Here is a 13058-nt window from a genome sequence, read left to right on the forward strand (position 1 = left end):
CCATTTTCCTTGAGTATTAGGTAGGATTAAGGCACAGCGATCGCCTCCAGAATGTTGCAGAATAATCTGTGTTAATTTGTGCAGTAGTTCGTCCAGTTGAATCGTGCCGGAAATGGCTTGGGAGGCTTTGAGAATCGCAGCAAAATCAAAGGTACTGATGTCGGTACTAGAAGAACGACCCAAATCAGTGGAATTATAAACCGAGATAACGGAGCTAACGCTGCTCGATAGTGTTTCCAGCATATGGAGTGATTGTACTCTTTGCTGGAGAATAAAGCGCAGTAGATCGGGATAGCGGTTTTCCAAATCCTCGGTTTTGGCTTTTGCGCCCCAACGAGCATAACAGTAGTATGCCTCCTGCATATAACTTGCTGCGACTTTCTGTTTGCCCCAACTTAGGTAAAATTTAGCAGCCAGTTCATTGCTGAGTGCTTCATCTTGCACATAACCATGTGTTTTGGCTTGGGCAATAGCTAAATCGTAATGTTCCATCGCCTCAGCAAATTGACCAAGCACTCGATAGCGTTCTGCTACCACAAGTTGCCAACGATGTTGATGATTGAATGGAGCATGATTCGCCCAAGTTTGTAGTTTTTCTTGATGGGCATTGATTCGTTCTAAAATGGCTGATTGTTCTTTAGCGTTAGCATCGGTGTAGCGTGCTAGATGAATTAAAGCATCATAAAAAACTCGGACAACTACGACGAAATAGCCAGTTACAGCATTGCTATACTGTTCTGCTAAGGCTGCTTGTTGTGAGGCTGCTTCGTATTCTCCGAATAAATAACAGAGAACAGCTTGATTGAGATGAAGATAGAATAACCCCGTGCGATTGCTGGTAGCTTGTAAGCTGGGTAAGATTTGGGCGGCATTGAAGACTTTGCCTTGTAAACAATAGGGAACTTCAGCTTGTCCTAATAAATTGAGAATCGCTTGCTGGTAGCATTCATAATATTTTATCGTTGCTTCTTGTTTAACCTGGCTGATGACTTGCCGATGAGTCTCCATTTCCTCAGCCAAATCATTTAATTCTCGACCACTCCAATAGCTACACTGACTATATGATACTAAGTTCAACGCTACGCATACCCAATCTCCGGTTTCTAAGCCGCTGTGATAAGCTTCTAGCAAACATGGGATACTGTGATGTAAAGGTTCTTTCCAGTGCCGAATAAAGCTGTTGACAATAAAATAAGCTCTGCTTTTAAAAGCGTTAATCTGGTGTTGTTCTAGTAATTTTAATGAAAGTTGTCCAAACTCATACCCAGCATCAATATCTCCAATCAAACCACAAAGAGTCACTCCGTAGTCTGCATAGGAAAAAATGGCAATAGATGAATTGCCAAACTGGATAGCCATCTCCACTTGCTTGGATGTAAGTAGCGGTAACAGTGTTGGTTTAGCAATGTATGCAGAGGAGACCAGTGTAGTCATTATTTGCATGGCTGCCAGTTGATGTGGATCGCTCATCGCAGGCAAATCCAGCAAACTTAGGGGTGCGTGCCCCATCCATAGTTGCCTTGTTTGTTGAGCTGCTGCGCTAATATCTGCCATCACTGGCTGTTCGGGAAATTCCACACCGAGTAATTTCAACACTTGCAACCCAGTCTCAATTACTTTGGCAAATTGACCTTGAGACCGGAATGCCGTCATTCGGGTTTCATAGACTTTGATAGTATCAAGCAAAGAAGTAGCAGATTGCAACACAACGTCACCCCATCCTGCCAGCTTGTCAAAATCTGTATTTAGGCAGGTAGCTTCTAAACGCTCATTATGCAGATTCAGGGTTAATTTGTAATGTTCCGTCCAGGCATCGGAAGGCAGTAAATCAATACCTTGGGTACAATATTTGACAGCAGCATTATAGGCGATCGCTGCTTTGGCTTTGCGCCCCGCCAGCAAATTCAGTTGCCCTAACTCCAGTTTTTTGTCAGGCTGAGTTATCAAATCAATGCCTATATTCAAGTGATTGACAATTTCAAAGATATATGCTTCTAATTGAGTTACAGGCGTGTTAGCGTGCAATAATTGACCGATTGCCAGATGAGTAGCTTGTTTTTGGTCTTCGGGAATTAAACAATAAGCCGCTTGTTGGACGCGATCGTGTAGAAAGCGATAAGCAACATTTTCGATATTGTTAGTATTAACTTCTTGCTCGTGGCTGAGATAAAACTTGTAAACTTGACTTTGCGGTAAAATCAATCCTTCCTGCAAAGCCTTCCACAAAGCATCTGCCACTTCCTGTGGCGACTGTTGTGAAACAATTGCCAAAGTAGTTAAATCAAAAGAGTTCCCAATACAAGCAGCTAACTTCAGGATATTTTGTGTTTGCTGGGGCAATTTCTGTAACTGAGTAGCCATAAATTCTACCACATCATCAGTCACAGATAGCGCATTAACTTGAGTAAAATCACATTCCCAGTAACCTTGCTCGCGATCGAATTTAATTTGTTCATCTTCGTATAAAGCCTTGAGAAACTGCGTGATAAAAAAGGGATTGCCTTTAGTTTTACGATTGATTAATTCTGTTAGGGGACGCGATCTCTGTATCGTACAATGTAAAGTATCAGCCACTAACTGATTGGTATCACTTAAGGAAAGGGGGGCAAGAGTAATAGTATTAACAGTCTTACCAGCTTTCTTGAGTTCCTCTACCTTCAACATAAATGGATGTACGGCTGACACTTCATTATCTCGATAAGCACCTAACAAAAGAAGATATTTTTGATTTTCCGTCAGCAGTTTAATTAACTGTAGCGAAGCCAAATCTGCCCACTGTAAATCATCCAGAAACATCACCAGTGGATGTTCCCTTCTGGTGAAGACAGTAATAAACTTTTGAAAGAGTAAATTAAACCGATTTTGTACCGCCGTTCCCGATAGTTCTGGTGCAGGCGGTTGTTTACCAATTACCTGTTCTAATTCTGGAATGACTTCAATCAAAACTTGCCCATTGTCTCCAACCACTTGAAGAATTTGATTGCGCCACTGTACCAATTGTGCGTCTGATTCTGACAACAATTGCGCCATTAAGTCGCGTAAAGCTTGCACAAAGGCGGATAAGGGAATATTACGATTGAATTGGTCAAACTTACCTTTGATGAAATAACCCTGCTGACGGGTAATTGGTTTGTGGACTTCGTTCACTACAGCAGTTTTACCAATCCCCGAAAATCCCGCTACTAGCATGATTTCTGATGTGCCGTGAGTCACACGCTCAAATGCTTGTAATAAGCTAGCTACTTCTGCTTCTCTGCCATACAACTTTTCCGGGATGAGGAAGCGATCGCAAACATCCCACTGACCGATTTCAAAATCTCTAATTTCTCCTGTATCTTGGAGTTGGGCTAAACAAAGTTCTAAATCATGCTTTAATCCCAAGGCACTTTGATATCTATCTTCGGCATTTTTTGCCATTAACTTCATAACAATATCCGAAACCGCTTGAGGAATTTCCTCTTCCCCTCTGCCTCTCTGCCCCTCTGCCCCTCTGCCCTCTAGAGGCAGTGCGGTCTTGGGGTCTCCCCAAGTGGAGCAACTGCCGTCCTCCTGCCTCCTACCTTCTAGCTGCGGTGGCATTTTCGCCAGATGACAATGCACCAACTCCATTGGGTCATCACAATTAAATGGTAACTTTCCACTTAATATTTCATACAATGTTACACCCAAAGAATAATAATCGCTGCGATAGTCGATCCCACGGTTCATTCTGCCTGTTTGTTCTGGGGAAATATAGGCGAGAGTTCCTTCTAAAACATTTGGACTTTTAATTTCTTGGGTTTCTTTAGGTAGTAATGAAGCGATACTAAAGTCAATTAGTTGAATTTGTTTTGTTTGAGGATGAATCAAAATATTTGCTGGTTTAATATCTTTATGAATAATACGATTTTCGTGTAACTCGTGGATAATGCAGACTAGTTGAATAGCCATCTTCAAAACTTCTACTAAGGATAAATTCGAGTTTTTAATGTATTCTCTTAAAGAAATTTCTCCGATATCTGCCATCACCAAAATATAGCCATTGCCATAGGTTTCTAGCGACAAGGGATGAATAATTCCAGCCCTGTTGAGATTTTTACTGATTGTATACTGATGGCGAAATTGTAGTAATTCGTTAAAACTGGGATACTCTAAGGTCAGAAGTTTAATAACGACTGGAAGTTGGTCTGATTGGCGGATAGCTCGATACACGTTGGTTCTGGAGCCAACATACAGTTGAGAGTTAATTTGATATCCTGGAATGATGGGGATAGAGTTCACAGTCGCCATCTATATATACCTTATGACAGAATTTGGTTTTCCTTGCTGATATTAGTATTCCCATCAACTTGATGTTATATAACGCTATCGAGAGGAATTGGGGACGACGATTATCGTCAAGTACGCTCTTTAAGATTGACTGATGAAACGCAGGATTGCTTTGGGGATCGCTGCTGAATGCTTTGGGATGAGTAGAGCTGATTACTTGGAACAGGTCATTGGCAATGCTAGCCCAAGTGTTATACGGGAGAGTTCCGCGATTTCTCCAGATAATATTTGGACTGTTGACAATGCTCATCCTTGATGACACAGGACAAAGAGCAGGTGCATCAAGCCAAAACTACTGTTGTTGGACTTACAACCACGCCACCCATAATGGCAACACAGTCATAGCAAGCAGTGAGGGCAGTGGATTCAGAATTGAAGTTGGAATCAGGAATGCAGGATGAATCGAGTTTTAACCAATCAATAAAGCACTTATTGCTTTCACTAATGCTTCTGGCTCGACGGGTTTACTCCTTAAGTTTATACTAGTTGCCTAGCCTTAGCGATCGCTATTAAATAGTGCTGTTTATAGACTAGTTCATTCAGGCTAAAACCCTGATTTTTCCGTTAGTCTCTGAACCAAATTTCGCTTTATGTGCAACAAATTTCATTTTATGGGCGACAAATAGCACCGAAGTCTTGAAATTCTGTTCTAATTATTTCACTTTATCCGCGACAAATTTCATTATATGCGCGAACCCACAACCCCACAAAAACTGATGATCTTCTTGCTAGAGCAGAACTTTTGCAACAAGCTATTGCGACTTTACAACTCCAAATCCAACAAATTAAAGCCACAGGTGAAGTTGCACCGCCTGGTTGTTGTGTTTTGCGCTACCAAGCACGCAGAAACCGAGGTACTTATTGGTACTACAAGTTGCACGCACAACAACCGATATTCCCAACCAAAGAACCAAAAAAACTTAGCAAATACAAGCATTTGGGCAAAGCTGGGAGTCCGGCTCATATTGAGGCTGTGATGCAGGTTGCCAGAAGAACTCAAATCGATTACATATTTTTGTTGTAGTGTTGTATTACTTTGTATTTGAAATCATAATGTTGAGTAAGATGCTGGCTTTGTAGAGGGGAGATACAAAAAATCAAATGAGTGCCTATGGTCAAACCCAAGTTAACCAAATACCATCGGGGTACCGCTCGCAAGGGACTGATACAAACATTGAGGTTGATATTTATCTATTTACTCGCCTTCGACAACTTTCACTCTCGCAACGCTTAGAAATGTTTGCTGCTCATGAACGTGGAGTGAAGAAACTTTGCCTTACAGGGATTAAATTCCGACATCGTGGAGCGCCTTTGGAGGAAATTCGTCGTGTGTTTGCCCGCGCTGTACTAGCAGAAAAATTTAGGATTGATTTTCACCCCAAAGGTGCTGATGAAAATATGTGGATTCAAGATTCGATCTCGCTTGCAGGAGAGTTACACCAACTTTTTGAATCAATCCATATTCCCTACTATGTGAGTGGTGGTGTTGCAGCTTCGCTGCACGGTGAACCCCGTTCGACTCGTGATTTGGATTTGGTGATTGAGGTTCAATCTAACCAAATCGATTTGTTGGTGGCAACACTTGAAGCTGCAGGATACTATTGTCCTGTAGGTGCAGTTGAGGGTTTAAAGCAGGGACATGAGCGGATGCTCAATATTACGCACACCGAAACTATTGCTAATGCCGACTTGTATATGGCTGATGTTTCGCCATTTGCAATGTCGCAGATAGCACGTCGGAGGTTAATCGACTTAGAAGAAATACCAGCGTTTTGGGTTGCCTCGCCAGAAGATACGATTTTACAGAAATTACAGTGGGGTCGAGGGAGTCAATCTGAAAAACAGTGGCGCGATGTGTTGGGGATACTCAAATTGCAAGCACAGAGCTTGGACTATGCATATTTGGCAGAATGGGCAGAACGGTTAGATTTAGTTGATGCTTTGAGCCAGTCATTTATTGAAGCAGGTGTGTAATGTCTAACTTGGGAGAAAAAATGCGATCGCCTGATAAGAATTCCCTACCTCCCATCAAGCTCATTCCACTGAGCGATGGAGGTGCAGCATCTGCAACAACTCCTAAAAAACAACGTAGTTCGAGAGCAAAGATTTCTGGCAGAACGTTAAATGCTGCTGAACTTACAAAACCGATCCCTAATTGCCCAATTTCACCTCGGCTGGTTTGTCGTCCCATTTGAATGGCTTGCTCTAACTGCTTAAGTATTTGTTGCGCTTGTGCAAAAAAAACTTCTCCTGCTGTTGTTAGCTGCACCTTTCGTTTCGTGCGATGAAATAACTCGAAGCCTAGCTCAGTTTCCAATTGACGAATTTGCTGGCTTAAAGGCGGTTGTGCAATATGCAATCGTTCTGCAGCCCTTCCAAAGTGCAGTTCTTCAGCAAGAATCCCAAAGTAGCGCAGATGTCGAAGCTCCATTTTGTTTGCTAACTAATATCTTTTATATATTAATCAATGATGAAAAATATATTGGACAATCACTTAGAAATTTTATACTTTTTAGATATGTCGGAACGCTTGTGCTTCTCAGTAGAGACCGGGGGTCTGTAAATATTAGGAGACTTTCATCATGCTTCAGAATCAATGGGATACATCCCTCTATGAGGGAAAACACGCTTTTGTGTGGAAACACGGAGAGGAGTTGCTGCAATTGTTATCTGTACAACCAAAAGAGCGCATTTTGGATTTAGGTTGTGGTACGGGACATCTGACAGCAAAAATTGCAGATGCAGGGGCTATTGTTATGGGGATTGACGCCGATGTGATGATGGTTGAAAAAGCAAGGCAGAACTATCCTCATTTGAAATTTTTGGTGGCTGATGCGCGAGACTTTCAAGTCAATGAACCGTTTGATGCTGTTTTCTCTAATGCAACACTGCACTGGATTCCAGATGCAAATGCAGTCATTCGTTGTATCGCTCGAGCCTTGAAACCAGGGGGTCGTTTTGTGGCTGAGTTTGGTGGTAAAGGAAATATTCAAGCGATCGCGACAGCTCTTGATGATGTCGTTAGAGAAAATGGGTTGCGATCGCCCGAACAGCTCGATCCCTGGTATTTTCCTAGTATTAGCGAGTATGCTACTTGTTTGGAACAGCATGGATTTGAAGTCCGTTATGCAGTTCTGTTCGATCGCCCTACAGCATTAGAAGATGGAGATGCTGGTTTGGGAAATTGGATTCGGATGTTTGGCGATCGGTTTTTGTTAGGATTTTCTACTGAGCAACAAAGCCGTGTCATTCACCAGATAGAACAGCGTTTGAAACCAGTGCTTTATCAAAATGGCATATGGAGAGCCGATTATCGCCGAATCCGTGTAGTCGCTGTTAAAAAAGATGGGTTTACGTAAAAGCCTTCACAAGTTCTTCATTTTGTCTCTCTATAGTAGAGAATAGGTTCCAAACAAGATTTGTTTTTGAACCTCATATATTAGCTTTCTATATCTAAACATCTATGTTAACCTCCCCTTAGTTTTAAAAGATAAAACTAAGGGAAATTTTACGTATAAAGACAATATACTAATTATCGTTTTAACTCAAATAATAAAAAGCTTTTTGCCGATTTGTTCGTAATGACGGCAACACCTACTGTATAAATAAGTGTAACAAAAAGCATATATTTAAAGCTAGATTCCATGAGCATAACGAGGAAATGAAAATAATTCTTTTCCCAGTCCCCAATCGCCAATCCCCATTACCTCTCAACAAGGAGGGAAACCCGAGTTATACCAATTCTCCAAATGATTGCTACACACGATCCCCCTAAATCCCCCTTAATAAGGGGGACTTTAAAGACTTTCCCCCCTTATTAAGGGGGGCTAGGGGGCAATACTTGTCGGTTAAGCGTTTTTTTCCTCCCCTGCGCCCCCTGCAACCCCTGCACCCCCTGCTTGTCTCCCGCGACAATCTTCTTAACTGAGCAGTATTGGGCTAGGGGGGATCTCGATCTGTTGCTCTAATACAGAGAATTGGTATTACCCATTTTCAAAACGGTTAATAAAAGCTTTAAAAATATTTCTTGATTTTATTAAAATAAATTTCTCTAAATAAATTAAATTAGATTTAAATATTTTTACGGACATATGAAAAGCTTTTTTTACAAAGGCATTTTAGCGATTGCTACTACCATTACCCTGAATAGCCCTTTTCTTGCCCAAGCAAATGAGGATAAGCTTTGGATACCCATTAACAATAGAATAGATGGCTCTACGTATTTAGATGCGAACAGTATCACCCATAAAGGTAATACAAAAACTTTTTGGCTATACGTAACTGTCAATAAACCAAACCCCCAAGGATGGTCTAAGATATTAGCCCAAGGAGTTGCTAATTGTAGTACCAAATACACTATTTACAGACAAGCAAAAGTTTACGACAGCCAAGATAAATTAGTAAAATCAGTTCCACTAGGAGCGATTAAACAACTGAAAATAGAAGCTATTACAACTCCAGATGCTTCACCTAGAGATGTTGCAGATTTAGTTTGCAGTCTAAACTAACAACGATAATAGAAACCTCCAAAAATTAATTATGTATTATCCGGAAGTTCTGGTAGGGGAGCAATGCCTTGCGCCCTTACATCTTTTCCGGAGAGGTCTAATGGCTAATATAGCAATCCTAAACTATTTATAAAAATTTATTATACAGTAGGGTGGGCATTGCTTACCATTGAGTCTTTAGGTGAGCAATGCCCACCCTACTTGTATTTTCTCAATCAAATAGGATTGCTATAGCCAATTACAATTATCATTTAGCTATTAACAATAATACCTTAATGTCTAATTTTCAAATTGAGAATATAACTACCAAGTTGAACTTCTCCAGCCCATAATTCGTATTCTATATGTAAATTTTCGGGAAAAGGGTCTCCAATAAGTGTTAGCTCGCGAGTAAAATTATGCAAGCGAATAGGTTCATTTTTTTCTGATGATTCATTGGGCAACCAATAGCGAGTTCTGCCATAGGCTTCCTGCTGCCAAAAGTGACGGTAACTCAATCGACCATTCCCTTGTAGGGTCATGATAGCTTGTTCGGGAGCCATTTCCAACCACCATTGTTGGGCATTGTTAGAAGAGTTAGCACCGTCTTGTTCTAAATTATTTATATTCTCTGAATCTAGAATATTGACAGGTGGTACGCTCAAGAGCAAATGAAATCTATTGCGGTCTTTTTGATAAAGTGTAGCAGCAGTTTCTACAACGGAAAAAACTGGTAAGTCAACTGACGTAAGCGATAGACAAACGGTTTTACGATATTGAGTTAGCATGGGAGTTATACGACCTCTTCTATAGGATTGTGACTCCGAAAACATCCTCTGACATTATATAGGTAGCTTCTAAGGCAACTTATGCAATCGGCGTAAGGTGTTAACTAGTAAATTTTTAGAATAGTGGGTATAGTATAACTAACTATAATACAAATTGTTGAATACCTAAATATTTTTTATAAAAAATGATACAATCGTTCACGAAATTTTCAATCTTGAGTGTGTATAAAGAGTAACTTAGAGAAAAGAATCTATAGCCTTAAAGGTTCTTCAAAGCAAGATAAACTCACCTAACAGCGATGCCGTAATGTTACAAGAAATTAACCCCGGAACTTTAATCAACAATCGCTACCAAGTCCAGAAAGTTTTAGGACAGGGAGGTTTTGGCAGAACTTACTTAGCATTCGACATTCAGCGTTTTGGTGAATCTTGCGTTATTAAAGAATTTGTTCCAGAAAATACAAAAGAAGATTTAGTTCGTAAATCCCGTGAGTTATTTGAGCGGGAAGCTAAAATTTTGTACCAAATTAACCATCCCCAAATCCCCAAGTTTCTAGCTTGGTTAACTGAGGAAGATCGGCTCTTTATTGTGCAGGAGTACATTCGAGGTAAAACCTACTCCGAACTCTTGTACGAACGTCTTTCTCAGCAAAAAGTCCCATTTTCTGAAGTTGAGGTTGTTCAGTGGTTGCAGGATTTATTGCCAGTGCTGACACACATCCACCTGCAAAATATTATTCACCGAGACATTTCATTAGATAATGTCATGTTCTCTAATACACAATCCAAACCTGTACTGATTGATTTTGGAGTGGTTAAAGAGAAATTCACTGCAATTTTTTCTACAATCGAGCAAAATGCTTCTCCCTTTGCTCGAGGTTCAATAGTGGGGAAAGTAGGTTATTCTCCACCAGAGCAGATTTATATGGGACAATGCTATCCCTGTAGCGATATTTATGCTTTGGGAGTGAGTGCGCTTGTTCTTCTAACAGGAAAAATGCCAAATTTATTAATAGATTATTTGACACTGAAGTGGCAATGGCGTTCCCATACCAGTGTTAGCGAGCCATTAGGCAATATACTGGATAAAATGCTAGCAGAGCAACCAGCACAACGATATCAGTCAGCTAATGAAGTCTTTTCTGCACTCCAATCAATTGCATTGGGGTACGATATGAGAACTGAGCCTCCCCAAACTTTAGAAATTCCTACGACTCTAGAATTGAAAAGAGAAACTTCTAAAATAACTTCTATTAATCCAGAGTTTTTAGAACTTTGCTGTCAAGAACTTACCCGTTCTGTAGGACCATTTGCTAATCTTCTTCTTGAAGAGACTTTAACTCGATTCCCTAACATAACACCTAGTCAGCTTGTAGAAGCTTTGATGGCAGAAATTCCTTACCCACAAAGAGCAGAAGAATTTAGAAAGCGGATGAAACTAATCAATTAAGACAGAAGACAGAAGGTAGAAGGTGTAAACGTTGGTGACAGAGGCTTGACGTTTATTGTACTGAGTGGAGAGTTCAAAAATCTTTGACACAAACTAGGGATGTCCAAAAAATAAATTATCCATCTTGTGGGACGGGCTTCTAGCCTGTTCTTTATTAGTGACGGGCTAGAAGCCCGTACCACAAGAGAAAGTTAGCCCGTACCACAAGAGAAAGTTAGCCCGTACCACAAGAGAAAGTTGGTTATTTTTTTATTTCATAGTTGAAAGACTTATTGGGTGAGCAAGGTACTGATAAATTATCTGGGTCTTCCTACTGTTGTCATATATAAAACTGCTTCATCGCTAGGAATACCTAAAAGTTCATTGACTCGATCGTCGAAAAAGCCACCAATACCACTTACACCTAAATTAAGGCGAATTGCTGCTAAATTCAACCTTTGACCTAAATGACCAGCATCCATGTGTAGGTATCGATAAACGCGATCGCCATATTGAGCAACTGCGGACTTTAAATCAGCCGTATGAAAAATCATAGCTGCTGCATCTCGCCCTAACTCTTGTCCTAAGCAGAGAAAATGGAGTTCTCTTCTAAAGTTTTTAAAGCGAATTTGTCGTAATTCTTGTGCTAATGGTGCGTAATAGTAACAGCCTGTTTCCAAACCTTTGACCCCGGATACCGCAATAAATGTTTCTATTAAATTGAGGTCAAAGTAATCTGTCGAACTATCAAAACCTTGGTAAATGTAACTTTCGGGTTGATAAGTAAAATCTAGTAAAGCTTTCAGTTCCTCAAAAGTTAAATCTTCACCACTGTAAGCGCGGGTAGATCGTCTCTTAAGAATCGTCACTTCTAACCCCTCTAGCTTTTCTCCCCAATCAATCGGCAGGCTTGCAGTAGAAATTTTTTCGCAGAAGGGAAAGTTGTATTTGTCTTCTAAAGACTTTTCTTGCTTGACTGTTGGTAAATTGAGCTTACCAGTTGTGCCCGGTTTGATTTGTGTGGCGCGATGAAAGTATTTTAGCAGTTCTCCATCAGGAATGTGAGGAAAATTCGTCTCCGTGGCAGAAGGTAAAGTCGTGCGCCCTGTGGGTAAGTTCTGTTTGATATCCAGTAAATCTGCCAGGGGAAGAACTGCGATCGCGCCTTCCTGTAACGTATCAATATAAAGCAGTTCGTTTACTTGTTCGTCAATAAAACCGCCGATAGAGTGGGGACGATAATCAGTAATTGCCCCAGCTAACTCGATATTGCCCAACAGATGCCCTGCATCCAAAAAAATCCGTCGGTAAGCCCTGTCTTCATAACGCCATGCCGAACGATGGAAAATTGCAGTGATGACAATCGCTAGTTGAGTTGCTTCCAAAGCCGTATGCCAAAAACAAGCTTCCTGCAACTTTTGCCAAACATCACTTTCCCAATAATGCATTAAGGAATGAGTTCGGCACTGATAATTATACAGCCCTGGAGGCAACAAAGGTGTGCCACGAGAAACTACGTACATCTCCGCAGGATACAAACCACCAGCACTAGGTGCAGCACGAAGATACACTGCACTTCCCATAGAAGGCATTCTAGCCGTTAACCCGTAACTACAAAATAGTAATCGGGCAAGCCTCTGCCACCACTGACTCTCTGGATTACCAGCAAATGCCTCTGGCTTTTCTTGGATGTAAGGCTTGAGGTCAAAAACAGAACCAATTTTATACTCTTTAAATGGTACTGGTTGCTGAGACCAATCCAACTCCTTATTTTTAGTGGTAATGGTCTGAGGGTCATACTTAGTACGTTCGTGGTAGTGCTGAGCAATGGATTGGCGTAATTCCGGCATAAGATGTATAAATATGCTTCTGATACATATCTTGGCATTCTAGAGGCTCATCATTTAGTCTTAATAAGTACAAATGAGGAGCGAAGAGGGAAGGTAACAAGAAAATAATCGACTCAAAGAACAATTAGGAGAGATTTTTTAATTTTTTATTAAAAATGTTAGCTGCACAATAACTAATTTCAATTTTTAATTTTCA

10 protein-coding genes and 1 pseudogene are annotated in these 13058 nt (G+C 40.7%); 7 read left to right on the top strand and 4 right to left on the bottom strand.

The genetic code is table 11. From position 1 onward, the window contains the following. A partial coding sequence (locus tag ACKTT2_RS21730; RefSeq protein WP_407890522.1) for an ATP-binding protein occupies positions 1–4269 on the bottom strand: 4269 nt, incomplete at its 3' end. Between the two features lie 133 nt (positions 4270–4402). On the opposite strand from ACKTT2_RS21730, the gene ACKTT2_RS21735 reads away from it, so the two are divergent. From ACKTT2_RS21735 to ACKTT2_RS21750, 4 genes are all read left to right on the top strand, one after another. Next, entirely contained in the window at positions 4403–4564 is a 162-nt protein-coding gene (locus tag ACKTT2_RS21735) for a hypothetical protein (protein WP_407890523.1), read from the top strand. After that, positions 4551–4709, top strand: a complete 159-nt coding sequence (locus ACKTT2_RS21740) for a hypothetical protein (protein ID WP_407890524.1) — start codon at positions 4551–4553, stop codon at positions 4707–4709. Before ACKTT2_RS21735 ends, ACKTT2_RS21740 begins: the two co-directional genes overlap by 14 nt. A 341-nt stretch (positions 4710–5050) precedes the next feature. Then, the gene (locus ACKTT2_RS21745; RefSeq protein WP_407890525.1) at positions 5051–5332 is read left to right on the top strand and encodes a hypothetical protein; all 282 of its coding nucleotides are present in this window, start codon (positions 5051–5053) and stop codon (positions 5330–5332) included. 77 nt (positions 5333–5409) lie between these two features. Continuing rightward, positions 5410–6282, top strand: a complete 873-nt coding sequence (locus ACKTT2_RS21750) for an amino acid kinase family protein (RefSeq protein WP_407890526.1) — start codon at positions 5410–5412, stop codon at positions 6280–6282. Positions 6283–6391: 109 nt separating this feature from the next. Here ACKTT2_RS21750 and ACKTT2_RS21755 read toward each other — a convergent pair. Continuing rightward, positions 6392–6739, bottom strand: a pseudogene (locus ACKTT2_RS21755) (LysR family transcriptional regulator); the annotation flags it as partial. Positions 6740–6890: 151 nt separating this feature from the next. Between ACKTT2_RS21755 and ACKTT2_RS21760 the strand changes: the two are divergent. Both ACKTT2_RS21760 and ACKTT2_RS21765 read left to right on the top strand, forming a co-directional pair. Further along, positions 6891–7667, top strand: coding sequence for a class I SAM-dependent methyltransferase (locus ACKTT2_RS21760; RefSeq protein WP_407890527.1), 777 nt, complete (start codon positions 6891–6893; stop codon positions 7665–7667). Positions 7668–8399: 732 nt separating this feature from the next. After that, positions 8400–8816 (top strand): surface-adhesin E family protein, encoded by a 417-nt coding sequence (locus tag ACKTT2_RS21765; RefSeq protein ID WP_407890528.1) that lies wholly within the window; start codon positions 8400–8402, stop codon positions 8814–8816. A 272-nt stretch (positions 8817–9088) separates the two neighbouring features. Here ACKTT2_RS21765 and ACKTT2_RS21770 read toward each other — a convergent pair whose 3' ends face one another. After that, complete coding sequence (locus ACKTT2_RS21770; RefSeq protein ID WP_407890529.1) at positions 9089–9583, bottom strand: hypothetical protein; 495 nt, start codon at positions 9581–9583, stop codon at positions 9089–9091. A gap of 307 nt (positions 9584–9890) precedes the next feature. Between ACKTT2_RS21770 and ACKTT2_RS21775 the strand changes: the two genes are divergently transcribed. Further along, positions 9891–11033, top strand: coding sequence for a protein kinase domain-containing protein (locus ACKTT2_RS21775; protein WP_407890530.1), 1143 nt, complete (start codon positions 9891–9893; stop codon positions 11031–11033). 296 nt (positions 11034–11329) lie between these two features. Here ACKTT2_RS21775 and ACKTT2_RS21780 read toward each other — a convergent pair whose 3' ends face one another. Then, complete coding sequence (locus tag ACKTT2_RS21780) at positions 11330–12862, bottom strand: SagB/ThcOx family dehydrogenase (RefSeq protein WP_407890531.1); 1533 nt, start codon at positions 12860–12862, stop codon at positions 11330–11332. Positions 12863–13058 lie beyond the last annotated feature (196 nt).

Origin of the sequence: Scytonema hankhaensis NUACC26, assembly GCF_045865695.1 — a bacterium.
Classification (GTDB): domain Bacteria; phylum Cyanobacteriota; class Cyanobacteriia; order Cyanobacteriales; family Nostocaceae; genus Scytonema.

Excerpts from the sequence above, each read along its gene's own strand:
- ACKTT2_RS21735 (WP_407890523.1), top strand. The coding sequence starts at position 4,403 with ATGAAACGCAGGATTGCTTTGGGGATCGCTGCTGAATGCTTTGGGATG.
- ACKTT2_RS21740 (WP_407890524.1), top strand. The coding sequence starts at position 4,551 with ATGCTCATCCTTGATGACACAGGACAAAGAGCAGGTGCATCAAGCCAA.
- ACKTT2_RS21750 (WP_407890526.1), top strand. The coding sequence starts at position 5,410 with ATGAGTGCCTATGGTCAAACCCAAGTTAACCAAATACCATCGGGGTAC.
- ACKTT2_RS21760 (WP_407890527.1), top strand. The coding sequence starts at position 6,891 with ATGCTTCAGAATCAATGGGATACATCCCTCTATGAGGGAAAACACGCT.
- ACKTT2_RS21765 (WP_407890528.1), top strand. The coding sequence starts at position 8,400 with ATGAAAAGCTTTTTTTACAAAGGCATTTTAGCGATTGCTACTACCATT.
- ACKTT2_RS21770 (WP_407890529.1), bottom strand. The coding sequence starts at position 9,583 with ATGCTAACTCAATATCGTAAAACCGTTTGTCTATCGCTTACGTCAGTT.
- ACKTT2_RS21775 (WP_407890530.1), top strand. The coding sequence starts at position 9,891 with ATGTTACAAGAAATTAACCCCGGAACTTTAATCAACAATCGCTACCAA.
- ACKTT2_RS21780 (WP_407890531.1), bottom strand. The coding sequence starts at position 12,862 with ATGCCGGAATTACGCCAATCCATTGCTCAGCACTACCACGAACGTACT.